This is a genomic window from Dellaglioa sp. CoH-57-MRSF-18 (assembly GCF_056781995.1).
In genome coordinates this window covers 19,055-42,934 of sequence record NZ_JBXAXX010000004.1, presented here as the reverse complement: position 1 = coordinate 42,934, position 23,880 = coordinate 19,055, and the positions used below count along the sequence as shown (strand labels likewise).

The 23,880-nt window shown below is 33.7% G+C and carries 22 protein-coding genes, 2 tRNA genes and 1 pseudogene; 7 read left to right on the top strand and 18 right to left on the bottom strand.

Going from position 1 to position 23,880, the window contains the following annotated elements; translation table 11 throughout:
* Nucleotides 1–43 precede the first annotated feature (43 nt).
* The 5 genes and pseudogenes from glyA to AC1RPG_RS05355 form a co-directional block, all read right to left on the bottom strand.
* Nucleotides 44–1,306, bottom strand: a complete 1,263-nt coding sequence (glyA, locus tag AC1RPG_RS05375; RefSeq protein ID WP_481761720.1) for a serine hydroxymethyltransferase — start codon at nucleotides 1,304–1,306, stop codon at nucleotides 44–46.
* 33 nt (nucleotides 1,307–1,339) lie between these two features.
* Nucleotides 1,340–2,323: pseudogene (locus tag AC1RPG_RS05370) on the bottom strand (L-threonylcarbamoyladenylate synthase); the annotation flags it as partial.
* A 16-nt stretch (nucleotides 2,324–2,339) separates the two neighbouring features.
* A complete protein-coding gene (prmC, locus tag AC1RPG_RS05365) occupies nucleotides 2,340–3,185 on the bottom strand; it encodes a peptide chain release factor N(5)-glutamine methyltransferase (RefSeq protein ID WP_481761636.1) in 846 nt (281 codons plus the stop codon).
* Entirely contained in the window at nucleotides 3,178–4,263 is a 1,086-nt protein-coding gene (gene prfA, locus AC1RPG_RS05360) for a peptide chain release factor 1 (protein ID WP_409022299.1), read from the bottom strand. The genes prmC and prfA overlap by 8 nt, the downstream gene beginning before the upstream one ends.
* A 45-nt stretch (nucleotides 4,264–4,308) precedes the next feature.
* The gene (locus AC1RPG_RS05355) at nucleotides 4,309–4,890 is read right to left on the bottom strand and encodes a thymidine kinase (RefSeq protein WP_409022298.1); all 582 of its coding nucleotides are present in this window, start codon (nucleotides 4,888–4,890) and stop codon (nucleotides 4,309–4,311) included.
* 213 nt (nucleotides 4,891–5,103) lie between these two features.
* Between AC1RPG_RS05355 and AC1RPG_RS05350 the strand changes: the two genes are divergently transcribed.
* Nucleotides 5,104–6,450, top strand: a complete 1,347-nt coding sequence (locus tag AC1RPG_RS05350; RefSeq protein ID WP_481761635.1) for a MurT ligase domain-containing protein — start codon at nucleotides 5,104–5,106, stop codon at nucleotides 6,448–6,450.
* A 2-nt stretch (nucleotides 6,451–6,452) separates the two neighbouring features.
* Complete coding sequence (locus tag AC1RPG_RS05345; RefSeq protein ID WP_409022296.1) at nucleotides 6,453–7,160, top strand: type 1 glutamine amidotransferase; 708 nt, start codon at nucleotides 6,453–6,455, stop codon at nucleotides 7,158–7,160.
* A gap of 53 nt (nucleotides 7,161–7,213) precedes the next feature.
* On the opposite strand, the gene manA is transcribed toward AC1RPG_RS05345, so the two are convergent.
* The 3 genes from manA to AC1RPG_RS05330 all read right to left on the bottom strand — a co-directional run bounded on the left by manA (nucleotide 7,214) and on the right by AC1RPG_RS05330 (nucleotide 9,926).
* Nucleotides 7,214–8,179, bottom strand: coding sequence for a mannose-6-phosphate isomerase, class I (gene manA, locus AC1RPG_RS05340; RefSeq protein WP_481761634.1), 966 nt, complete (start codon nucleotides 8,177–8,179; stop codon nucleotides 7,214–7,216).
* Between the two features lie 76 nt (nucleotides 8,180–8,255).
* Nucleotides 8,256–9,266 (bottom strand): serine hydrolase domain-containing protein, encoded by a 1,011-nt coding sequence (locus tag AC1RPG_RS05335; protein ID WP_481761633.1) that lies wholly within the window; start codon nucleotides 9,264–9,266, stop codon nucleotides 8,256–8,258.
* A 6-nt stretch (nucleotides 9,267–9,272) separates the two neighbouring features.
* Nucleotides 9,273–9,926, bottom strand: coding sequence for a histidine phosphatase family protein (locus tag AC1RPG_RS05330; protein ID WP_409022293.1), 654 nt, complete (start codon nucleotides 9,924–9,926; stop codon nucleotides 9,273–9,275).
* A 189-nt stretch (nucleotides 9,927–10,115) separates the two neighbouring features.
* On the opposite strand from AC1RPG_RS05330, the gene AC1RPG_RS05325 reads away from it, so the two are divergent.
* Nucleotides 10,116–10,454 (top strand): hypothetical protein, encoded by a 339-nt coding sequence (locus tag AC1RPG_RS05325; protein WP_481761632.1) that lies wholly within the window; start codon nucleotides 10,116–10,118, stop codon nucleotides 10,452–10,454.
* Nucleotides 10,455–10,508: 54 nt separating this feature from the next.
* On the opposite strand, the gene AC1RPG_RS05320 is transcribed toward AC1RPG_RS05325, so the two are convergent.
* The 3 genes from AC1RPG_RS05320 to AC1RPG_RS05310 all read right to left on the bottom strand — a co-directional run bounded on the left by AC1RPG_RS05320 (nucleotide 10,509) and on the right by AC1RPG_RS05310 (nucleotide 12,031).
* Nucleotides 10,509–11,348 carry an IS3 family transposase gene (locus tag AC1RPG_RS05320; RefSeq protein ID WP_481761996.1) on the bottom strand — a complete coding sequence of 280 codons (840 nt, stop codon included), beginning with the start codon at nucleotides 11,346–11,348 and terminating at the stop codon, nucleotides 10,509–10,511.
* 26 nt (nucleotides 11,349–11,374) lie between these two features.
* Nucleotides 11,375–11,860, bottom strand: coding sequence for a helix-turn-helix domain-containing protein (locus AC1RPG_RS05315; RefSeq protein WP_481761995.1), 486 nt, complete (start codon nucleotides 11,858–11,860; stop codon nucleotides 11,375–11,377).
* Between the two features lie 98 nt (nucleotides 11,861–11,958).
* Nucleotides 11,959–12,031 (bottom strand) — tRNA-Glu (locus tag AC1RPG_RS05310).
* 511 nt (nucleotides 12,032–12,542) lie between these two features.
* Here AC1RPG_RS05310 and AC1RPG_RS05305 point away from each other — a divergent pair.
* Nucleotides 12,543–12,615 (top strand) — tRNA-Gln (locus tag AC1RPG_RS05305).
* Nucleotides 12,616–13,092: 477 nt separating this feature from the next.
* Here AC1RPG_RS05305 and AC1RPG_RS05300 read toward each other — a convergent pair.
* The 3 genes from AC1RPG_RS05300 to AC1RPG_RS05290 all read right to left on the bottom strand — a co-directional run bounded on the left by AC1RPG_RS05300 (nucleotide 13,093) and on the right by AC1RPG_RS05290 (nucleotide 16,187).
* Entirely contained in the window at nucleotides 13,093–13,845 is a 753-nt protein-coding gene (locus AC1RPG_RS05300) for a hypothetical protein (protein ID WP_481761916.1), read from the bottom strand.
* Nucleotides 13,846–14,337: 492 nt separating this feature from the next.
* Nucleotides 14,338–15,267, bottom strand: coding sequence for a hypothetical protein (locus AC1RPG_RS05295; RefSeq protein WP_481761917.1), 930 nt, complete (start codon nucleotides 15,265–15,267; stop codon nucleotides 14,338–14,340).
* Between the two features lie 272 nt (nucleotides 15,268–15,539).
* Complete coding sequence (locus tag AC1RPG_RS05290; RefSeq protein WP_481761918.1) at nucleotides 15,540–16,187, bottom strand: hypothetical protein; 648 nt, start codon at nucleotides 16,185–16,187, stop codon at nucleotides 15,540–15,542.
* Between the two features lie 612 nt (nucleotides 16,188–16,799).
* On the opposite strand from AC1RPG_RS05290, the gene AC1RPG_RS05285 reads away from it, so the two are divergent.
* Both AC1RPG_RS05285 and AC1RPG_RS05280 read left to right on the top strand, forming a co-directional pair.
* Complete coding sequence (locus AC1RPG_RS05285) at nucleotides 16,800–17,084, top strand: hypothetical protein (protein ID WP_481761919.1); 285 nt, start codon at nucleotides 16,800–16,802, stop codon at nucleotides 17,082–17,084.
* A 160-nt stretch (nucleotides 17,085–17,244) separates the two neighbouring features.
* A complete protein-coding gene (locus AC1RPG_RS05280; RefSeq protein WP_057973786.1) occupies nucleotides 17,245–17,445 on the top strand; it encodes a cold-shock protein in 201 nt (66 codons plus the stop codon).
* Nucleotides 17,446–17,735: 290 nt separating this feature from the next.
* Here AC1RPG_RS05280 and AC1RPG_RS05275 read toward each other — a convergent pair whose 3' ends face one another.
* Both AC1RPG_RS05275 and AC1RPG_RS05270 read right to left on the bottom strand, forming a co-directional pair.
* The gene (locus AC1RPG_RS05275; RefSeq protein WP_481761920.1) at nucleotides 17,736–19,652 is read right to left on the bottom strand and encodes a GH25 family lysozyme; all 1,917 of its coding nucleotides are present in this window, start codon (nucleotides 19,650–19,652) and stop codon (nucleotides 17,736–17,738) included.
* Between the two features lie 138 nt (nucleotides 19,653–19,790).
* Nucleotides 19,791–20,324 carry a PadR family transcriptional regulator gene (locus tag AC1RPG_RS05270; RefSeq protein WP_409022286.1) on the bottom strand — a complete coding sequence of 178 codons (534 nt, stop codon included), beginning with the start codon at nucleotides 20,322–20,324 and terminating at the stop codon, nucleotides 19,791–19,793.
* A gap of 110 nt (nucleotides 20,325–20,434) precedes the next feature.
* On the opposite strand from AC1RPG_RS05270, the gene AC1RPG_RS05265 reads away from it, so the two are divergent.
* Nucleotides 20,435–20,983, top strand: coding sequence for a phenolic acid decarboxylase (locus tag AC1RPG_RS05265; protein WP_481761921.1), 549 nt, complete (start codon nucleotides 20,435–20,437; stop codon nucleotides 20,981–20,983).
* Between the two features lie 69 nt (nucleotides 20,984–21,052).
* Here the strand turns inward: AC1RPG_RS05265 and AC1RPG_RS05260 are convergent, their stop codons facing one another.
* Together AC1RPG_RS05260 and AC1RPG_RS05255 are read right to left on the bottom strand one after the other, a co-directional pair.
* Nucleotides 21,053–22,399, bottom strand: a complete 1,347-nt coding sequence (locus tag AC1RPG_RS05260) for a glucose-6-phosphate isomerase (protein ID WP_481761922.1) — start codon at nucleotides 22,397–22,399, stop codon at nucleotides 21,053–21,055.
* Between the two features lie 98 nt (nucleotides 22,400–22,497).
* Entirely contained in the window at nucleotides 22,498–23,871 is a 1,374-nt protein-coding gene (locus AC1RPG_RS05255) for an amino acid permease (RefSeq protein WP_481761923.1), read from the bottom strand.
* Nucleotides 23,872–23,880: the final 9 nt, after the last annotated feature.

Sequence of the window (23,880 nt, the reverse complement as noted above, 5' to 3'; positions counted from 1 at the left end):
TAGTCTATTCTATTTTAGCGAATTATTACCTAAAATACTAGTCTTAAACGTATTTAATTTGTGAAATAGGATGCTTTTTAGATAATGCTAAAACTTGCGAACCAATTTCGGCTAATTTATCGTCATCATCGTGAAATTGAATTGCGTATAGAATTAGAATTGCAATCACTTTTACGTCTTCGCTGTCAAACCCACGAGTAGAAATTGCTGGCGTTCCAATTCGAATTCCAGACGTTTTAAATGGGCTCAATGATTCATTTGGAATTGTATTTTTATTCACAGTAATATGAACACGATCTAATAAGTTTTGAACTTCTTTTCCATTTAACCCAGAAGGTGTTACATCTAAGTTCATTAAGTGATTATCAGTTCCACCAGAAATAACTCTCACTAAATCTGACTGTGCAAATACGCCAGCCATTGCTTGTGAATTCTGAACAACTTGATACATATACGCCGTAAATGCTGGTTGCGCTGCCTCATAGAATGCTGCCGCTTTCCCAGCAATTACGTGTTCAAGTGGGCCACCCTGTGTACCAGGGAAAACTGCCGAGTTTAGTTTTTTAGCATATTTTTCTTTAGCAAGAATCATTCCACCACGAGGGCCACGTAACGTTTTATGCGTTGTTGTCGTAACAACATCAGCTACATCTACGGGATTTGGATGCAGTCCAGTAGCTACAAGACCAGCAATATGAGCCATATCTACCATTAAATAGGCGCCAACTTCATCAGCGATTGCTCTAAATTTTGTAAAGTCGATCATTCGACTATAAGCTGAGGCTCCAGCAATAATCATTTTAGGTTTTTCTTTAAGTGCTATCTCTCGAATAGCATCATAATTTAAACGTTCTGTTTTAGAATCAACACCATAACTAACAAAATTGTACAATTCACCTGAGAAATTTACTGGTGAACCATGCGTTAAATGTCCACCATCGTTTAATTTCATTCCTAAAATCTTATCTTGAGGTTCTAAAAATGCCTGGTAAACGGCCATATTAGCTTGTGAACCAGAATGTGGTTGTACATTGGCATATTCAGCATGGAATAGTGCCTTAGCACGATCAATAGCTAATTGTTCAACTACATCAATATACTCACAACCACCGTAGTAACGCTTATTAGGATACCCTTCAGCATACTTATTGGTTAACACGCTACCTTGTGCAGCACGTACAGCATCAGAAACGATATTTTCAGACGCAATTAATTCAATATTGTCCTCTTGGCGTTTTTCTTCATGAGCGATTGCATCCCACAATTCTTTATCCTGTTGTTTATATTTCACTTTTTCAGCATCCATAAGTTCAACAATATTTTGGCTACTTGCTGCTTTTTCAAGACGGTTCATGTAAGCAACACCCAATCCCTTTTTATCAAACCCTTCAACTAAAATCATTTGAACATTAGGGTTGTCATCGAAGTAGCGTAAACCGTCAAAAAGTGATTGGCTTGCTGATTCAATTGTTTTTCCTAAAGAAGAATAGCCACTATTCTTAGGTATCTGATCCGTATCAATTTGACCTTCTTTTGCCATTAATCCGATTGCAATATCTTGTTTAGCGACCCAGTCTAAAATATCTGACCAATTTTGTGTTGAATCAACAATCACAACTTGTGCTCTTGGTGCATAATGTCGATACTTCATCCCAGGTGCTTTTGGCGTTTCTCCTTCGGCAACTTCATGTGTATCATCACTAACGTGTCCAATTACATCCTCAATTTGTGACTGAGTAACTGCTCCAGGTCTCAAAATTGTTGGTTCATCTGTACTCATGTCTAAGACAGTTGACTCCACCCCTACTTTTGTTTGCCCATCATCAATGATACCAGCAATTTTACCATTCAAATCATGAGCAACATGTTCTGCCATTGTTGGACTAGGTTTACCTGAAGTATTAGCTGAAGGGCCAACAATTGGAACGCCCGACTTAATAATAAAATCTAATGTAACTTTGTTATCTGGCATTCTAAAGGCTGCAGTTTCTAAACCGCCTGTAACAGTCTTTGAAAGAGCTCCTGCTTTTAATTTAAGGATAAGCGTCAATGAACCCGGCCAAAATGTTTTAATTAACTTTTCCACATTGGCAGTAAGTGGTTGTGCATATTCCCGAACTGTCTCTACATCGGCAACGTGTACGATTAGTGGATTATCACTTGGTCGACCTTTTGCAGCATACACTTGTTTGACTGCCTCTTCATTTGTCGCATCGGCACCCAATCCGTACACTGTTTCAGTTGGGAATGCGATCAATTGTCCTTGCTTTAATAACTCTGCAGCAGTTTCTATTTCATTAGGTTGATAAATAATTGTTTCCATTAACTCAACACCCCTTTTATAATTTTGCGTGAATCATTCTTTGATTATCAAAACTATCTTTTTTTCCTTCTATTAAAACTGCATTTTCAAATGCGTTTGTTAACATCTTTATCACGGCGTTTTCTTGTTGATACCCTATTTCAAAGAAAATATCTCTTGGTTTTTGCGTGAAGCGAGCCACCTCTTCTATCATTCTTCGATACAAGATTAGACCATTTTCAGCTGCAAATAATGCGACTTGCGGTTCATGTTCAATCACACTTTTATCCATCACATCTCGCTCATTTTCGGCAATGTATGGTGGATTAGACACGATGACATCCACTTTCAATTCATGAATAGGTTCTGTTAAATCTCCAATCAAAAATGTTACATCAACTTGCTGTGCTTGTGCATTTTTTTTGGCAACCGTAATTGCTTCTTTAGAAATATCACTTGCAAAGATTTGCCAATTTGGTCGCTGTTGTTTTAAAGCAATCGCAATTGCTCCAGAACCGGTTCCAATATCAGCAATTACCAACTTCTCATTAGCAGGCAATGTCTCCAACATCCATTCTACCAATTCTTCCGTCTCAGGTCTCGGAATAAGGGTTGCTTCGGTCACTTTCAATTGCATACCAAAAAAGTAGGCATGACCAATAATGTATTGTGCCGGCATTCCATCACAAAATTGCTGAATATCTATCTGATATTGTTGCCACTCATTTTTTGGCATTTTTGTTTGATAATTCATTAATAAATCAGTCGTTGACCAGCTTAGTCGCTCTAATAATAACCACTGACCACTTTCAACTTCTAACTTATGTTCCTCTATACACAAAGAAGCCCATTTCAAGGCTTCATAGTAGGTTGGATTAGTCATTTTCTTGCAACTTTTCCATTTTTTGTGTTTGATCATATAAAATCAATGAATCGATTACTTCTTCAAGTTCACCATTCATAACACGATCTAATTTATTCAATGATAATCCAATTCGATGATCAGTCACACGATTTTGAGGGAAATTATAAGTTCTAATTCGTTCTGAACGGTCCCCTGATCCAACAGCTGATTTTCTATTTTCATTGTAAGCACTTTGTTCTTGTTGTGAATAGAAATCATAAACTCGAGCCTTCAAAATTTTCATAGCTTTTTCACGATTTTGTTGTTGTGAACGTTCATCTTGCATAGCTACAACAATGTTTGTTGGTAAATGGGTCATTCGGACAGCAGATGATGTCTTATTAACATGTTGTCCACCGGCACCAGAAGAACGATAAACATCCGTTCTAATATCTTTTGCATCAATTTCAATTTCAACATCTTCTGCTTCAGGCATAACACCTACTGTTGCAGTAGAAGTATGCACACGTCCAGCTGATTCTGTTGATGGAATTCGTTGAACTCGATGTGCACCACTTTCATATTTCAGCTTAGAAAAGACACTATCACCATTAATCAACAGGACAATTTCTTTAAAACCACCGACTTCAGTCACATTTTTATCCACAATTTCAACAGTCCAACCTTGCTTCTCAGCGTATTTAGAATACATTGAGAATAAATCTGCAGCAAATAAACTAGCTTCATCCCCACCGGCAGCGCCGTGAATTTCCATGATAATATTTTTATCATCATTAGGATCCTTAGGAATTAATAGTACCTTAATTTCTTCTTCTAAAGCTGCTTTTGCTTTCTTTGCGTCAGATAATTCTTCTTTAGCCATTTCAGCCATTTCAGAATCTAAATTTTCGCCTAGCATTTCTTCAGCATCTGCAAGTTCTTGAACAACAACTTTATATTGGCGATATTTCTCAACTGTTTCGCGGATACTTGCCATTTCTTTTGATAATTCCATAAACCGATTATTATTTGAAATAATCTCAGGATCAGACAATAATTCGCCTAATTCTTCATAGCGATCATCAACTGATTGTAATTGATCATACATTTCATCCATTTTATATTGTCTCCTCTTAATTCTTTATCTTTCTAGTCTATCTGATTATTGTAATTGTGTCATCAACGGATTGTTATAATGTTTACGACATACTGGATAATAATCTTCATTACCACCTATTAAAATTTGTTCGCCAGCATATACAGGTTTACCATCATGAATACGTAAATTCATGATGGCCTTTTTATGACAAAACCAGCAAATTGTTTTCATTTCTTCAATCTTGTCAGCATATAATAATAAATATTTTGATCCTTCAAACAATTCGTTTTTAAAATCATTCTTTAACCCAAAAGCCATAACTGGAATATTTAATTCATCCACAATTTTAGCTAATTGAATAATATGTGCTTGTTTTAGAAATTGTGATTCGTCTATTAAAACACAAGCAGCATTTGAATTAGTCTGTTGAACTAAATCAAAGACATTTGTTTCTTCAAAAATAGGTGTCGCCTCACGTTTCAATCCAATTCGACTTGAAACAAATCCAACACCATCCCTGTCATCCACACCACTTGTTAAAATAATAACTGATTTATTTTGTTCTTCATAATTATGCGCAACTTTTAAGATTTCAATTGTCTTACCACTATTCATTGCACCGTATTTAAAAAATAATTGCGCCATAATAAACCTCTTCTGTTTTTCAGATTTCCGTCTTTAAGTATATCCGATTTAAGCTTGGATTTCATTAAATAAAAATTTTTTCTTAATATTAGGCATTTTATATGTAGAATTTTGTAATTATGCTATTATAGACATAATATAAATTCAGTAAAGTAGGCTATGACGTGGATTCTATCCTATGTAGTCAATTTTCTGTAAACGGAGGATATTTTAATGACGATAAAAAGCTCAATAGCAACTGTCGCAGGGAAATCATCATATTGGTTTTTGCACACCTTTCTAAAAGGTGGTAGCTCTCTACCCGGCAAAATAACTGCCGCGTTAGATCCAGAAATTTTAAAAACATTAGGTGCTAATTATGACGTTATTGTCATCACTGGAACCAACGGTAAAACCTTAACAACCGCCTTAACAGTTAAGGTTTTAGGTGCTAAATATGACCATATCTTAACAAACTCTGCTGGATCAAATATGGAACAAGGTATTATCACAGCATTTCTAACGGATAAGCGCAAAAAAAATGAGCGTCCTCTTGCTGTTCTTGAGGTTGATGAAGCAAATGTCATTAAAGTAACCCAATACATCACGCCTAAAGCATTTGTTCTAACAAATATTTTCCGTGATCAAATGGACCGCTACGGTGAAATTTATACAACTTACAAAAAAATTATTGATGGGATTAAATTAGCACCCAATGCAACAATTATTGCAAATGGTGATGCACCCATTTTCCATTCAATTGAATTACCAAATCCTTTTGTTTTCTACGGTTTTAATCATGAAGAGGAAACAGAAAGTTTAGCACCTACGAATACTGATGGGATTCTTTGTCCAGTTTGTCAACATATCTTACATTATAAAACCCGTACGTATGCTAATCTCGGGAAATATTATTGTCCAAACTGTCATTTTAGTCGTCCAAAATTAGACTACCAATTAACATCACTTTTAGAACAAACACCCACATCATCTCACTTTATAGTTGATGGACAACCCATGGAAATTCATGTCGGCGGTTTATATAACATCTACAACGCCCTTGCTGCTTATGCAGTTGGTCGTGTCTTCAATGTTGGTCCTGCAACAATTAGTAATACATTAAGTGAAGACGATGAGCAAGTCTTTGGTCGACAAGAAGTCATCCATGTTGAAGACAAAGACATTACCTTAGTTTTAGTTAAAAATCCAGTTGGCCTCGATCAGGTACTAGATATGATTGCAACAGATACAGAACCATTCTCGTTGGCCTTCTTATTAAATGCAAATTACGCAGATGGTATTGATACCAGTTGGATTTGGGATGGGAATTTCGAACAATTAACACAAATGAACATTCCTCAATTCATGACGGGTGGTGAACGTTATAAAGATGTTTCATTCCGTTTTAAGGTCGCTGGTGTCAAAGATGAACAATTAATTAAAGAACCTGACATTGCTAAAGTTATCGAACAACTTAAAACCTTCCCCACAAAACATATTTACGTTTTAGCCACTTATACAGCTGTTTTACAGTTACGTAAATCACTCGCTAATGATGGTTATATCAAGGAGGGCATGTAATAATGGCAAAATATCATTTAAACGTCGCCCATTTATATGGTGACTTATTAAATACTTATGGTGATGTTGGTAACCTATTGGTGTTAGAATATTATGCCAAGCAAATGGATACTGACTTACAAACTGAAGTCATCAGTTTAGATCAACCTTTTGACAAAGATCATTTTGACTTAACTTTCTTTGGTGGTGGACAAGATTTCGAACAAAAAATTGTCTCAAAAGATATTCAAGACAAAAAAGAGGCCTTAACCGACTATATTGAAGATAACGGTCCCCTCCTCGCAATTTGTGGCGGTTACCAATTACTTGGTCAATATTATGTCGGTGCTGATGGTGAAAAAATTCCTGGCATTGGTGCAATGAGTCATTATACAGAGACACAAGATGACAATCGTTTTATCGGAGATATTACGATTCAAAATGAAGATACCGGTGAAACTTACCATGGTTTTGAAAATCATAACGGGATGACCTTCCTCGGTAAAGATGAACGACCACTTGGTAAAGTGTTAAAAGGTAAAGGTAATAATGGTAGTGATGCTTCAGAAGGTGTCATTTACAAAAACGTTTTTGGTTCATATTTCCATGGCCCAATCTTAACAAGAAATGGTGAATTAGCTAAACGTCTACTACTGCTTGCGTTGCATCGTAAATATCCAGATGTTGATTTTAGTCAACAAGAAGCACTCGTTATCGAACCAACATTTTAGTAAAAAAATAAAGATTCAAACAATAGTATATTATTGTTTGAATCTTTATTTTTTTATGCTTTTTCTCCAGGTTCTGATGCAATAATTTGCATATCACCTGTAATTGTCCATTCTTTAACTTCGTTTGGTAAAATAAAATGCATACCCATTTTTAAATCATATATTTTATCATCGACTTTAATCTGACCTTCACCTTTTAAAACTGAAACAAGAGTATAAGGTGCGACTGTTCTTTTAAAATTTGCTGATCCGTTTGAAATCAACCATTCATAAACACTAAAGAATGGTGTTTTAACAAAGGTTGTTACTTTGGCATCCCCGACCATTTTTGTTTGAATATCGAGTTCAGGAACTTTATTAGGCACATTAGTAACATCAATCGATTGTTGAATATGCAAGTCACGCTTCTTACCCGTTGTTGCATCCACACGGTCAAAATCGTAAACACGATATGTTGTATCACTACTTTGTTGCGTTTCAAGGACCATCACACCAGAACCAATGGCATGAATTGTACCACTAGGAACATAAAAGAAATCTCCCGCTTTAACAGGTACATGCGTAAATAAATCATCCCATCTTTCGTCATGAATCATTTCCGCTAATTCTTCACGTGTTTTAGCATGGTGCCCATAAATAAGTTCTGCCCCAGGTTCGGCTGAAATAACATACCAACATTCTGTTTTACCAAGTTCATGCTCATGTTGCATTGCATAAGTATCATCCGGATGTACTTGAACTGATAAATCTTGATTAGCATCTAAAATTTTAGTTAGAAGTGGAAAAACATCCCCTTTAGCATTACCAAAAACTTCACGATTTGAATCCCAGACTTCATTCAATGTTTTGCCAGCAAATGGACCATTCAAAACAGTACTTGGGCCATGTGAGTGTGCGGAAATAGCCCAAAGTTCACCAGTATGATTACTTGGAATATCATATCCAAAGACCGTTTTAAGATGATCACCACCCCAAATTTTTTCTTGTAATACAGGTTTTAAGAATAAAGGTTCTGTCATTAGTTGCTCTCTCCTTCGTTAAACATATTATTGGTTTATTTTATCATAAGCGGTTACATTTTTGAATGTTAATCGGTTACAATCCAGCTTTTTCCGTTAAAAAGCTTTCTATAATTTCATCTCGTTTTACCAAATAGAGACTATTATCACTCGTCGGATGTACCCTATTCGTTAAGACAACCAACCCGTCTTGCATGGATTGATCCATTATTATAAATGTTCCTGTATAACCAGTATGATAGACAGATAAGCAATCGCCATCTCCACGAAGATCCCAGCCAAGTGAACGACCCAAGCTTCTTGTAGGTGTTTGATCTGAGAATAACATTTGCGTCGTCTCCGGCCGTAATACTGGACGTTCAGGACCATCTGACATAAACCACTGCATAAATCGTAATAAGTCGGATACAGTGGAAAATAACCCTGCCGATCCACAATGTTCTTTTAAAATCCGTGCTTTGGGGTCATGAACAATACCCTTTAAAAGACCTAAGTCAGGAATAATCTCAGTTGGAACACTTCTTGAGATATTTGGACTAAAAGTACTATCAGTTAATCCTAAGGGATTTAAGACTTCTTGCTGCAATGCTTGCTGAACAGGAATTTTTAAAATACTTTCAATAATATATCCTAAAAAAATTAGTCCGATATCACTATAAATAACTTTTTTTCCAAGATTTTCACCATTACTTAGTCCGAATAGTGCTTGTTTTAAATCTGGTTCCGATAATTGATTTCGATTTTTAATATACCCTTGAAAATCTGCCGTATGCGTCAACATATGCCGTAAAGTCACCCGTTCGTCCTGATAATTTGGTAGGTATTTTTTTACGGAATCATCAACATTCAAACGACCCTCTTCTTGTAATTTTAAAATAAGAGTTGTTGTTCCTATCACTTTAGTTAGTGATGCAACGTCGTAAAGTGCATTGTCAGCTAATTGTTCAGTTTCAGGGACTAATTGCGAATATCCCAAATAGTTTTGATTGCTAATTGTATTATGATGGATAACCCCATATGAAGCACCAGGAACAATACCATCATTAACTAACTGTCGAATTTTATTTATCGTTTTAGGATATAGCAATCGTAATCACCCCTTTTGATTAATCTTCACAATTGTAAATTTACCTTTTTTAAAATCAACGTTACTAACACTAGCATTCTTCAAGAGCATCGTTGGAAGTTGATTTTTTTCTAAGCTGTCGATAAAACTTGATAACACAAGACCATGAGACACAATTAAAATATTTCCTCCCTGCGTCTGGTACTGATTCCCAATATCCGTTAATGTATCAATTATTCGACTAGTCATCTTATCATATGTTTCAGCTTGGCTAGTTCCTTCAAGCTCTGCGAACATATTTACTAAGTTTCTAAAGCGATTATGCCCTAAAACGGCCTGACTCACTTTAAAAAAACCAAATTTTTTAACAAGCATTGGAATTAAATCTTTATTTTTCATCTCTTCTAGTCGACCAAAATCGACTTCTCGAAGTCCTCTTAATGGTTGAAATTCAAACGAAGAGTCATGCTTTTCAAGAATAAAGTCCGCAGTATCTTGCGTTCGTTTTAAGTCACTTGTGTACACGGCTTCAAAATAGACATCTTTTAATTGTGTTCCCAAATTTCTAGCTGCCTCTCGCCCCTTGTGTGTCAGACGAGAATTAGTCACGCCTTGTAGCCTCTTTAATCTGTTCAATCGTGTTTGACCATGTCTTACTAAATAAAAATGAACTGTCTTCATCGCCTGCACCTCCATAAAATGGTTTATATTTGTACCTTCAAGTATACGCTACCATTAAGATTTTACCTAAGTAAAAACCTAAAATATATTTTTAAATTTAGTCTGTCTACGACTATAATAAAATAAATCAAAACATTTTCGTTTAAATTGGTATAATGAAGTAAATCATTTAGATGGGGAGTGTCACTTATGGCTAGTAATTCAGATTCTATATTCTTCGTCTTATCTTATGTCAGACGACATCCAGAAGACGTTTTCTTTTCACGCTTGACCTATACTAATTCAATAACCCTCGTCATACCAGGAAGCGTCAAAGTAGCTGATGCTGATATTTATTTTTTACCAGATAAACTAACTGTTAATCGTCTCACTGATGATTTCGTTTCAAAACACGGTGATTTATTAGATTACTTTAACGATAAATTAGATCATTCCATCCCTGACTATATGGACGTCTGGGTAACAACCGTGTATCTGACACATCATGATAAATATTTAATTGAACTTTCATTTGAACAAAATGTCTAAACAAAAAAGTGATTAAGCAGGTTCTGAAGTGAACCCCAAAAGTTGGAGTAAATATTAAGCGATCATCTGGTCGGTATGTTTTCGATATTCAATCGGAGACATACCGGCCAGTTTTATTTTAATTCTTTTATGATTGTAATAATCAATATAATTTTTTATGGCTACTTTTAAAGCTTCGTATGTCGCATAATCGTGATTATGAACTGTCCCAACTTTTAAAATATGAAAGAAGCTTTCAGCACATGCATTATCTAAACAAGTCGCTTTGCGACTCATACTTTGAAAAATTTTTGCTGATTTGATAATCTCTGTATAACGGCTGTTCTGATATTGAAATCCTTGATCAGAGTGAACTGTCATTCGATAACTGAGATTTGAACGTTTATTGATTAACCGTTTTAGTGGTTCTGTCACAAACTCCACCGTTGGGTGGAGGCTAATTGACCATTGAAGGACTTCACTATTAAATAAATCAATATATGCCGTAAAATAAGCTCTTTCATTTGTACTTTTATTTCCCCATCGTAGTTCAGTGACATCAGTTACTATTTTTTGATAGGATCTATCAGTCTTAAAACGTCGGTTTAAAAGATTGGAAGCTATTTTACCAACAGTTCCTTTATATGAATTATATCTTTTCGTTTTTCGTTCGTAAGCGTGACATAGGAGTTTGTTTTCTCGCATTATTCTCAACACGGTTTTGTGATTGATTTTAATGCCTATGTTACGTAACTCACTTGTTACGGGACGATACCCATAATCAGAATGCCCTTCACAAATTGTTTTAATCGTTTCAATCAGTTCTTTTGAATCTTGTTGGTACTCTCGTTTACAAGCATCATGGTAGCTACTGCTGGACATCAGTCCAGCTTTTAATACGGTTGCCAACTTAATCTGTAATTCACACCTTAACTCAGTGATTATCTGGGCTTTTTCTTGGTTTTTAATCTTTGTTTTTTCTGTATTAAGGCGTCCAATTTTTCCAAGTACGCTACCCGTGCCCTTAGAAAGTCATTTTCTTCTTGTAATTGTTTTGAAGTTTTTGGATTTTTTGATTTAGTCATTTTAGGCAGTTTTCCTTTTGAAGTTTTTAAGCGACCTTGTACCAGTTTCTTTTCCCAGTCCCAAATCACGACAGGATTCTTAATTTTAAAATGACGTGCTGTAACCGGAAAAGAAGCCCTATGTTTTAATCGCCAGTGAATGACCTTCATTTTATAGGAATAATCATAAAATGTCTTCCCTAAATTATTTTCTAAGCCTTGAATCCCAAACATTTTAAAATGATCCAACCATTGATAAATAGTTGCAGATCCCTTGATTCCATACTTCTTCATTAGTAAACCGGCTGGTTTACCTTTCAAATATTCTTTTAGAACTTTTTTCTTTATTTCAACTGTGAACATAGTAAAACCCCCTGAGTTAGATTTCTCCAACTCAGGGGGTTCACTTCATTCCCCTACTTAATCACTTTTTTAAATATTCTAATTAATTACATCTTTTATCGCCCAAACGGGGCTCGAACCCGTAATTCCGCCTTGAGAGGGCGACGTCTTAACCAATTTGACCATTGGGCAAAAATACTCTTTTAAGTATAACCCATATAGATTTGATGTCAATGATTTTTATGCCAAATTAAAAATTGAATAAAACAACAATACAGATACAAACCGAGACAGTACAATGCAGCAGCCCACATAACAAAAGATAACCATTTATATTGTAGGAGAACTTTCGTGGTACCTATCAATAACGTTGTGACACACGCAATCAATAATCTAATGTATAACTTTTTTAATTCACGTCTTAGTTTTATTTCCAATACGTTCGCCTCAAACCCATCTATAGAATAATAACTTAATAAAATGTGCAAAACTTTAGCTTAATTTATTCATTTGTACTTTCTCTACATAACACAATCTTTATGTCCTTCATTATAACGTTATGTATCAATTAGAAAAGTAATCATCACTTTTCTTTATCAATAATTAATCATCTTTACTATTTCTTATTGTTTCAACAAAATATTACTATTTTCTATTTGACAAAAGACCGTTATATCGCTAAAATTAGGAAGTTAATTATTCTTGGGTAATAGCCAAACTGGTAAGGCGCCGGACTCTGAATCCGCAATCTGTAGGTTCGATCCCTACTTACCCAATCAAGTGTTTTCATAGAGTTTCATAAGGTTTCATCTAGATTCAACAAACCGTAGTCAAAACCGTAGTCAAAAAAATAAACTGTACGGGCATGTATGTACTGATGCATCTACTTTCTTAAGTAGGTGCTTTTTATTTTCCCTCAACAAACCGTAGTCATTTCATCACATCTAATTAAATCTACTTCCTTTAGGGTGTCTTGAATGTCTTGATAACCTTTTTAATTGCATCCCTTTAGGGGGTCCGAAATGTCCGAATACTTATTTTTGCCTACATATCTAATAAGTCCCAGGGATGAATAGCTGCACCCATATACTAATATTTGCTAACATATTAGGTATAAATGAAGTATCATTTTGACGAGCTTACTAGAGTTTTGATGAGCTTTATAAAGTATTTTATGGCAAGTTTTGGCAGGTTCTAACACTAACCCTATTACTTACTTTAAGAATACCTAAACATCAATTATAGATAAGGTATTATTTATTACACCTTATCCTCGCCGCTTCGCCTTTTAAAATTTTATTCACTGCATTTAACGGAAAAGATATAGAGTCTATATTTGTTGCAACTGCTGTAAAAATTTTATTAATTTTATTAGTTTCTTGATCTATCAATTCTATATTTTCTTCTTTATTTTTCAATAACCATTTTACTGCCATAGTAAGTTCATCGTATGTTTTCATTAAATCACTCCAAAGTGTAGCAATATTATCTTGATAGGTATCACATTTTTTTGATAATTCGGGTACATAGCTAACGTATGTTTCAAAATAAATTACATATTCATTCTTCAAATTAGTAATTTCATTCAATTTTTCTTTATTAATTTTTGTACCCAAATTACGAATATCATCTATTGTTTCTAATGTACCCTTAGAGAAAATATCTTTTTTCATTAAAATAATATTGGCGGTAAATCTATTATTAATAGAAATTAATCTAGATATGTTCTTAATATCTTCTACAGCAAGGGCATTACTTAACTCATTTTTTCTTTGCTCTTTTAACTGAAACTTTGTATTTATATATGCAAACATAGCTGCACCACCAATACCTATGAAAGAACCTATATAACCTCCCCAAAATCCAAGCCACCCATCACTCGAACCTACTCCTGGAACAATGCCAATAAAAATATTGATGACCCAAGGGATGATAACAGTCACTATCAATATTACTAGTAAAATGAACCATTTATATTTTTTTATAAACCCCCATATTTTACTCACTGCATTACCTCCAAATATCTTATTTACCTCTATATTAAACAATAAAAAACAGGTAAACAATACCTGTCCCAACTCTATGAAATACTATGAAACTCTACGTAACTTAAAAGGTTTATTTTAATGATCACTAGTTACTCAAAAATCACTAAATGATGATTTAACTCACACTAAACTTTTTCACACTTTGAATCTGGCTACCGTTTGTACTTCCAACCGTATCATTCATGATGGATCATTTTAGATAGTATAGTTTATTTCTTTAGCTTTTTAAATGTTTGCACTTTCGTCAACACTATTAGTGTATATACTTTTTAGCTACTATGCTAAGAAATTCATTAATTTTGCTTTTCTAAATTTTAGCTAATATTCTAAGGCCCGGTATTTATCTGAAGATTCCCAGTTCCATATTTCATTTTTTACAAAAAAAGCACTCACGTTTGTGAATGCATTAATGAACCATTATGGAATATCACTATAAAGTATTATATTTATTTAACGGTTTAGCGTAAAGTTTTCTGTATCTATGTCTGGTCTAGTCGAATAGCGTGAGATAGTTTTAAGTGAAACGGTTGTTTTGTTATGATCAGGCACTAGGTAATATTTTTCTCGAAGACTTGCACCCGTGTACACCAACTCTATTTCCCAACCACCATTTCCATAGGGTACGTATCCTCCCAACGCTGCAGGAATATCATCATTATTATTAATTTTAGTTATAGTACTTTTACTTCTATCTGTTATTATCAAGTTAAAATTGCCGTAATTATCATTTGAATTTTCATGTTTGATAATCAGTTTAATCGCTTCATCAATTGATATTGATAGCCCATCACTGGATTGTTGTGTATCATCACTAGCATTGATGATAACGTTATTCACTAGAGTATTTCGACTACCATCAGTTAACTTTTGATTTACATAAGTAGCTATTGTCGACATACCAACTTTTTGTAGTTCATTATCTGCATTGTCATAATAAGCTACAGTATTATGTACATCCCCCAGTAATCTATAATATGGATTATCACCTTTTTGAATATAATACTTAACTGTACTTGAATTAGGTGTTTTAATTGAAACATTGAACCCATCTGCTATTTTATCCGTTAAACCATTCCAAAAACGATTTGCACCATAATAAGCGATTGCTACAGCTGACTGTTTAGGATGGTCTTTCATCTGCTGAACTGTCAGAGTTCCTACATTCCTACTTGCCTGTTTTTTCGTTTCCTGTAATTTACTTTTTTCTTTTTTTAACGATGAAACTTCTCTACTCATTGAACTAGCTATTTTCTTTGAACTTGCTTGTGATTTACTAGAATCAATAGAAGATGATTCATCCTTTTTTGAATTGCTGCTCCCACACGCAGTTAATGATAATAACATCATTGCTATCCCACACGTTACCAATACCTTTTTCATTTTGAAACTCCCCTAAAATTTATTTACCTTTAAATTAAACACTAAAAATGATAGGTAATCAATATTCGTATTCACCTTATGCACTTTTATAAAACTCTGTACAACATAATCTATATTTTCATACTAATAGTCGCAGGTTTTGTTAGATTTTTAACCATTCAAAGATATTTTATACTAAGTTTGTTCAGCCCCAAATGCCGCAATAACCCGTACGACATTTTCTATTTTGGCGTACAAAAAAACATCCACAGTATGGATGTTTCAATTAACCATTATATTTTATTTTGAGTTTGCTGTGCGTCTATTGCATCTTTGGCAGTCGTTTCTAATGCAAACTCATAAGTAAGCTTTGTTCCATTAGATTGTTTTTCTATCCATTCTCCATATGTTATATGTGATCCCTTTATTGTGTAAGGTATGCGATGTGAACCAGATTCACCCCTCATTATAATAAACTTATCGGTTATCTTATACGTATAATTATAGGCTCTATCTTTTCCCAGCTGTGTACGAACCACTGTATCACTTTTTGCGTAACCTAGAGTAATTAAATCAAAAAGGGAGTGCCGTGGAGCAGTACCATCTTCCATAGCTTTACTGATGTCCTCACCATTATATTTGATTGGAGCAAAACTAAATCCTTTTTTTAATTCATTTCTCACAAGATTAGCTGCCTTAGATGACCTTTCAGCTACCATACTTGATTCTTTGGCAGCTGATTCTGATGATGCTTTACTTTCAGAAGATACTTTTGCTTTTTTTATAGACTCTTTCTTATTTGATTCACTTTTTGATTTCTGCAAACTAGATGATTTTACCTCAGATGATGACGATTCCTTACTTGCACTATTGCTGTTCCCACATGCAACTAATAATAATGCAACCATTGTTGAAGCACATAATACGACTACCCTTTTCATTATCCAACACCCCTTTATTTTTATACACTCACATATTAAACACTAAAAAAAGCAGGTAAACAATACCTACCTCCTTTGTATGTACACTCTAAATACTTCAATAAAGTAATAAAGGGTTATATTTTAAAGTTTCTAACATTCATACCCGCTATTAATTTTTAATGCTATATATATTTTTAATTGACGAAGGCTACCAACAAATTCTGCTGGTAGCCTTCTCACTGAATATTTATATTTAATTTTGAGTTAATTAATTTTAAAATAAGTTACTAATTCTACTTCTAAACGATGTAACCCTACCTACTTTACATCCTTGCAACTCCTTGGTTGCGCCAGCGTGAATAAATGAATAGAAATCATCAAACTGAATAATTTATACTAAGAATATTAATATTGAGCTACTATAACCTTAACATGTTTTTGTTTATTGTCAATTTTTCCGAATGATTTATATAGTATTTTCTCATTTTATGTTCTATTTATGATATACTAAATGAGATATTTTAATGATGGTACTTAAATTAATAAAGTGACAGCAACTTAAATCCCCGATTCAATTCTGTCTCCTTCATTTTGAATACACTATAATAATAGTTTGGAGGTTTATACACTATGTTAAGTAAGACAAAAAAATTCTTAAGAGCAAACAAAATTTATTACGATAAAGAACATCTCAATCCATTAATGGTTCCAGATCGTATTTACGTACTTAATTTTGGCTTAGATGAGGATGATCTCAATAATAGATTTATCGTTGAATACACGTATACTTGGACTGGTCGAATCAAAATTAATAAAATTACGATTCGACTTCATAATCAAGTTAGCCCACATGAATTTCGTAATGAAACAGAATTACTGCATTATCTTAAAAAACACACTAAATCGAGCAAATAACATTTGCATTAATCGTCATTAGATGTTATATTAAACTTATGTATTTATGGTTCGGTTATTTAAAGGTGATTTGTTTCATTTATGAACACACTTCTTTTTAATAGTTCAATCAACAAATGCAAAATATATTAGTGCTTACAGCACATGGAGGTTTCATATTATGGAACAAGGTACAGTAAAATGGTTTAATGCAGATAAAGGTTTTGGTTTTATTACTCGCGAATCTGGCGACGACGTTTTCGTTCATTTCTCAGCTATCCAAGGTGACGGTTTTAAATCACTTGACGAAGGCCAAGCAGTTACTTTCGATGTTGAAGATTCTGATCGTGGACCACAAGCAACTAACGTTGTTAAAGCTTAATTATAAGCCTTTGAAACTTACCTTCGGGTAGGTTTTTTTTTTGCAATAATAACCGTATACCCTCTCATCAGCTGCTGTTGTATGACTGTATTTTTAAATTAAATAATTATTTATCATCCGGTTCCTACTATGCACTTTAGGTTACGTTCAAAATCAACTTTAAATTTATCAATATAAAAAATGCCTCATAATTATTAGACGTAGGTCTAACGATTATGAGGCATTTTTAAGTCACACTGTCTTTCAATATCATAATTCATCAACAACAATTAACTTAGAACTATTTTCATTTAAAATGCGTTGCTGTTTACATATCCTTGCCACTTACCATTTGCATTGTATATCGAGTAATATTTATTGCCATTAATTGAATAAGCATATTTTACTGTATATTTCGTACCTGAGTTAGCTATAGTTGACCCTTTTTTTACCGTCCAATTAAAATTACCCCAGATATCATAGCTTCTTTTAACAGAGACAATTTTATTGTATTTAGTATAAATATGGCTAGTTGCTTTATTATTCACATAACCCATCCATTTACCGGCATCGTTATAAAGTGAGTAGTAAATATTTCCGTTTCCTGTAGTATATCTGTATCTAACGTTATATGTTTGACCATAGTAATTACTAGAAGTACTTTTTTTAGATGACCACAAGAAATTACCCCAGACATTATAACCTTTATCGCTAATTTTGACCTTTGCCTTTAATGATTTAGCTACTAAGGTATTCGTAGCATTACTGTTAACATAGCCTTTCCAAACATTATTACCATTATATAGTGAGTAATACGTATTACCATTAATCTTATACGCATATTTAGCATTGTATGTCTGTCCGGAGTTAGTAACTGTAGATCCTTTTTTACTTGTCCAATTAAAATTACCCCAGATAGTATAGCTATTTTTAACAGAAACAATCTTATCATATGATGAATAAACTAAATTTGAAGCATTACTATTCATATAACCTAACCATGTACCTGCATTATTATAAAGTGAATAATAGACGTTACCATTACCCAATGTATATCTGTATCTGACATTTAAGTTTTGACCATAATAATTAGCTGTTGTTCCTTTTGCTGACGTATAGAAAAAATTACTCCAGATAGTATAATCACGTTTAGTAATTTTAGCGGTTGCTTTAAATTCTTTAGCTGAAGCAACCTCCATTGCGTTACTATTTACATATCCAGCCCATTTGCCTTTACTATCGTACAATGAGTAATATTTGTTACCATTACTGTGATTATAGTAATATTTTGCGCTATAAACTTTTCCAATTTTTCCAGTTGTCGTATTTTTAACTTTATTCCAACTAAAATTACCCCAAACATTATATCCAGATTTTTTAATTGAAACTAATTCATTATAACTTTGTGCTTTCCCAGCTGCGTTCGTGGGTGGTGTACTTTCTGTTGGTTTGTTATCTGTTGATGCACTTAAAAACCAATCAGCATTTTTACCAGACATGATACTTGCATCAATGTTTCCAACCCCTGATAAACCATGATTTGTAAAGTTACTTGTATATTGCCATAACGAATGACTTGTTTCCATTGGCTCATTACTTTGGTATGCAGCTAACCAAAAACCATCATATGCGTTAACAGCCGTACTGGCATATGTTTTCATAAAACTAGCATAAGAGTAAAGTATAATTTTACGATTACCTACATATTTAGCCATCTCATCAGCCCAGGCTTTTGTTGTGGCGTTAGTATTTGCTTTGCTAGCATTCGTAACCGTTTGATCTTCATAATCATTGACAAAGAACTTAGCATCCTTGGCACGGTTATATAAGTCTTTCGCTTCTACTCTAGCATCAGCAACATTTTCATATTGGCTAAATGAATAAACACCATATGGAATATTATATTTCTTCATCATCGCAATATTATGATCAATCACTAAATCTTTACGATTTGACCCATATTGAACACGTAAAATAATAAATTTAAAATTTTTCTTTAATACTTTAGCTTGTGCATCTGTAAATGATCCTTGAAATTCTGATAAATCAGGAATTGAATTATCGCGATTTGTAGCCGATTTACTCAATAAAGATGCTGATTTAACTAATGATTCAGGTACATTTGACCCCATCACACCTTCAGGCTTCGAAGTATTAGCCGAGGCCTGATATGCTCCGATACCAATACCTACTATCACACTAGATAAAAATAATACATATTTCGTCATTCTTTTCAAAATAGAAACCGCCCTTTTATTTTTTGTTTAATAACCATATTCTAGCATAATTTATAAGTCAAAAAGATTAAGATTAGAAAAAAAGACCTTCAATAAAAAAATAATAGACGTTTTATAAGCGTCTATTATTTAATTAAGATACTTTTTAAACCACTTAACACAGTATTTTTCTCGTTCAATTGCATGATCTAAAATCAAATAATGACCATATTGTTTGTTGATTTCTTCTTCTGAGAAAAAAATTAATTTCATTCTTCCTTCAAGATGATCTAATTTTACTTGATGTAACTGTAATTGCTCAATTAATCTTTGCTGTAATTGAACGTCATCTTTATTTTTAATAAAATAAAGTTTCAAAATAAATTCGTCTTTAATCGGTTTTAATTCCCCACTATCTGATACTAACCAATCCATTAAAACTTTTTTACCTTGTGATGTAATAGAATATATTTTCTTTTCTAACTTAGTACCTGCTATTTCAATTTCATGCGTAATGTATCCATCTTTTTCCATTATTTTAAGAGCAGGATAAATTTGACTATGTCCTGCTTGCCAAAATTCTCCAATATCAGTCGTAAATGCTTTAGTTATATCGTACCCCGATAATGGTTCTTGATTCAATAATCCTAAAATAATATATTGTAATTTATTTTTTTTTGCCATTTTTCCCCTTAACTTGACTTTTAATACTTATCAGTATACTATAATCAAGTAAACAAAAACATGTAAACTTTTACATGTATAAATAAACACTTTAAAGGAGAACAAAAATTATGACAAATACAGAAAAAAAGTTTAAAACATTAGATGATTTCTTAGGTACACATTTTGTATATACTTACGATAACGGTTGGGAATATGAATGGTACGCTAAAAATGATCATACTGTTGACTACCGTATCCATGGTGGTATGGTTGCTGGACGTTGGGTAACTGATCAAGAAGCTCACATCGTTATGCTTACTGAAGGTATTTATAAAATTGCTTGGACAGAACCTACAGGTACTGATGTCGCTCTAGATTTCTTACCTAACGAAATGAAAATTAACGGAACAATCTTCTTCCCTAAATGGGTTCAAGAACATCCTGAAATTACAGTTACTTACCAAAATGACCATATCGATTTGATGGAAGAATCTCGTGAAAAATACGAAACATATCCTAAAATGGTTGTCCCAGAATTTGCTACAATCACTTACATCGGTGATGCCGGTCAAAATAACGAAGATGTTATCAATGAAGAACCTTATGTTGGTATGCCAGATGATATTCGTAATGGTAAATATTATGACGAAAATTACAAAATGATCAAAAAGAACTAATTTATTCCAAATAAAAATCGTCTGAACTTTTAAAAGTTCAGACGATTTTTATTTTATAACTTTTTTATCTTAAAGACGTGCATTTAATTCTTTTGAAAGGTCTTCGAAGCCAGGTTTACCAAGTAAGGCAAACATGTTCTTTTTGTATGCTTCAACACCTGGTTGGTTAAATGGGTTAATTCCATTCAAGTAACCAGATACAGCTACAGCTGCTTCAAAGAAGTAAATTGTATATCCTAATGTGTAAGCGTCTTGTGTAGGAATGTTCAAAATCATGTTAGGAACATTACCATCAGTATGAGCTAAAACAACACCTTGGAAAGCCTTTGTATTAACAAAGTCCATTGTCTTACCTTCTAAGTAGCCTAAGCCATCAAGATCGCCCTCTTCTTCAGGAATAGCAGTATCATTAACGGGAGTTCCCACATTAATTACAGTTTCCATCAAGTTACGACGGCCTTCTTGAATATATTGGCCTAATGAATGTAAATCAGTTGAGAAATTAGCTGAAGATGGGTAAATACCCTTTTGATCTTTACCTTCAGATTCGCCCATCAATTGTTTCCACCATTCTGAGAAATATTGTAAACTTGGTTCGTAGTTTTCTAGAATTTCAGTTGTGTAACCTTTACGGTATAAAATATTACGTAAAGCTGCGTATTGATATGCTTCATTTTTTGTTAAATCAGCATCTGAATATTCAACACGTGCGTCTTCAGCACCTTGCATCAAGGCATCAATATCAGCACCTGAAGCAGCAATTGGTAATAAACCAACAGCAGTAAGAACTGAGAAACGGCCACCAACGTCATCAGGAATAACAAATGCTTCATAGCCTTCAGAATCAGCTTCAACTTTTAAGGCACCAACTTTACGATCAGTTGTAGCGTAGATACGTGAGTTAGCTTCTTCTTTACCATATTTTGCGATTAATTTTTCTTTGAAAACACGGAAAGCAATTGAAGGTTCTGTTGTTGTACCTGATTTAGAAATAATATTAACTGAGAAATCACGATCACCAATTAAATCTACTAAATCATGTACGTATGAAGGACTAATTGAATTTCCAGCAAATAAGATTTGAGGTGCATTTCTTTTTTCAGCTGGTAATAAGTTATAGAATGTATGGTTTAAGAATTCAATAGCTGCGCGAGCACCTAAATATGAACCACCAATACCGATAACGACTAAAACTTCTGAATTAGATTGAATTTTTTTAGCTGCTGTTTTAATACGAGCGAATTCTTCTTTATCGTAGTCTTTAGGTAAATCTAAAAATCCACGGAAATCACTACCTGCCCCTGTACCGTTGCGTAATTCACTATCTGCTGCAGTAACAAGTGCTTGCATTTCGCCAAGTTCATTGTCTTGGACGAATTTTGATAAGTTAGAACTATCGAATGAAATATGTGCCATTTTAATTATCTCCCTCATATTCTTTATTTAACAACTTACATTATACAATACTTAGTAGAAAATATAACAGTCAAACAGAACTTTAATTACAAATTCCGTTATTTTTTTTGTTTACTATGAGAATATCCGTAACCGTAATAAGCAACTAATCCTATAATAATCCAAATTAGAAAGGCAACCCAGATATTAATCGGTAACTGAATCATCAAATAGACTGAAATAATTATAGACAAGATTGGTAACAATGGTACAAATGGAACTCTAAATTGGCCTTTACTAGGTTCACCAAATTGTTTCCTTAAACTTATTAATGCCAAAGCCAAAATAACAAGTACGGTTAACGTTACAATATTAGTCAATTTGGCTAAACTTTCAATAGACACTAACCCACTTGCAATCGCAATAAAAATACCGACTGTCCATGATGCTGCTTTGGGCGCATTCGTCTTATCGCTAATTTTTGCTAAGTATTGGGGCAATAATCCGTCTCTCGCCTCCGAATAAATCATTCTCGATAAACCATAGGCTAATGCAATTAAGACGCTTAGAAGCGTTATTATTGCACCTACCGAGATTATATTTCCAATAATACTCTGATTTACAAATCGCATCGCAAATGCAACTGGATCACTAACATTTAATTGTGTATACGGGACAATTCCGGTTAATACTAACGTAACAATAATATAAAAAATAGCAGAAATACTTATCGCACCAATAATTCCTTTTGGAATTGTCTTTTGCGGATCAATTACTTCGTCTGATGCCATCGCAATAGATTCAAACCCTAAAAAGGCAAAAAATACTAATGCGGCCCCACTCATTACCCCACTTGTACCAAATGGCATAAAGGGTTGCCAGTTACCAGGTTTAATGTAAAAAACACCCACTACTATAAATAAAAGAATAATCGCAAATTTTACAAATACCATTATTTTGCTTAAACGTAGTGCCTTTTTTGCTTCAAATGTTGTTAACCATGTAACGACTAACGTAATTATAACAGCAATAATATCGATATATGACCCTCTTGCTGCATTATACGATGCACTCAGCGCAACAGGCAGGTGGATATTAAGCCCTATCAAGAACCCCTGCATATACGCAGACCAACCTGAGGCAACAGAAGCCCCCGCTAGAATATATTCACAAATGGTAAACCAACTAACGAACCAGGCTATAAACTCACCAAAAATAACATAAACATAATTATACGAACCACCAGAAACTGGTATTCTTGATGAAAATTCTGCATAAGAAAAGCCGTTCATTATAACTGCAATTGCGGCAATAATAAACGACAAAATAAGGGCAGGACCAGCCTCTTGACTGGCAGCATTCCCCGTAACAACGAAAATACCTGTACCAACTGTTGCGCCTAACCCTAAAAGAATGAGATCACCGGTTTTAAGGGTTCTTTTTAATTTACTAACATGATGAGTTGTCGCAAATTCTTTTTTCCTTAAATCCATCGATTAACA

Coding starts and splice junctions, on each gene's coding strand:
- glyA (WP_481761720.1), bottom strand. CDS start 1,306: ATGGATGCTGAAAAAGTGAAATATAAACAACAGGATAAAGAATTGTGG.
- prmC (WP_481761636.1), bottom strand. CDS start 3,185: ATGACTAATCCAACCTACTATGAAGCCTTGAAATGGGCTTCTTTGTGT.
- prfA (WP_409022299.1), bottom strand. CDS start 4,263: ATGGATGAAATGTATGATCAATTACAATCAGTTGATGATCGCTATGAA.
- AC1RPG_RS05355 (WP_409022298.1), bottom strand. CDS start 4,890: ATGGCGCAATTATTTTTTAAATACGGTGCAATGAATAGTGGTAAGACA.
- AC1RPG_RS05350 (WP_481761635.1), top strand. CDS start 5,104: ATGACGATAAAAAGCTCAATAGCAACTGTCGCAGGGAAATCATCATAT.
- AC1RPG_RS05345 (WP_409022296.1), top strand. CDS start 6,453: ATGGCAAAATATCATTTAAACGTCGCCCATTTATATGGTGACTTATTA.
- manA (WP_481761634.1), bottom strand. CDS start 8,179: ATGACAGAACCTTTATTCTTAAAACCTGTATTACAAGAAAAAATTTGG.
- AC1RPG_RS05330 (WP_409022293.1), bottom strand. CDS start 9,926: ATGAAGACAGTTCATTTTTATTTAGTAAGACATGGTCAAACACGATTG.
- AC1RPG_RS05325 (WP_481761632.1), top strand. CDS start 10,116: ATGGCTAGTAATTCAGATTCTATATTCTTCGTCTTATCTTATGTCAGA.
- AC1RPG_RS05315 (WP_481761995.1), bottom strand. CDS start 11,860: ATGTTCACAGTTGAAATAAAGAAAAAAGTTCTAAAAGAATATTTGAAA.
- AC1RPG_RS05295 (WP_481761917.1), bottom strand. CDS start 15,267: ATGAAAAAGGTATTGGTAACGTGTGGGATAGCAATGATGTTATTATCA.
- AC1RPG_RS05290 (WP_481761918.1), bottom strand. CDS start 16,187: ATGAAAAGGGTAGTCGTATTATGTGCTTCAACAATGGTTGCATTATTA.
- AC1RPG_RS05285 (WP_481761919.1), top strand. CDS start 16,800: ATGTTAAGTAAGACAAAAAAATTCTTAAGAGCAAACAAAATTTATTAC.
- AC1RPG_RS05280 (WP_057973786.1), top strand. CDS start 17,245: ATGGAACAAGGTACAGTAAAATGGTTTAATGCAGATAAAGGTTTTGGT.
- AC1RPG_RS05275 (WP_481761920.1), bottom strand. CDS start 19,652: ATGACGAAATATGTATTATTTTTATCTAGTGTGATAGTAGGTATTGGT.
- AC1RPG_RS05270 (WP_409022286.1), bottom strand. CDS start 20,324: ATGGCAAAAAAAAATAAATTACAATATATTATTTTAGGATTATTGAAT.
- AC1RPG_RS05265 (WP_481761921.1), top strand. CDS start 20,435: ATGACAAATACAGAAAAAAAGTTTAAAACATTAGATGATTTCTTAGGT.
- AC1RPG_RS05260 (WP_481761922.1), bottom strand. CDS start 22,399: ATGGCACATATTTCATTCGATAGTTCTAACTTATCAAAATTCGTCCAA.
- AC1RPG_RS05255 (WP_481761923.1), bottom strand. CDS start 23,871: ATGGATTTAAGGAAAAAAGAATTTGCGACAACTCATCATGTTAGTAAA.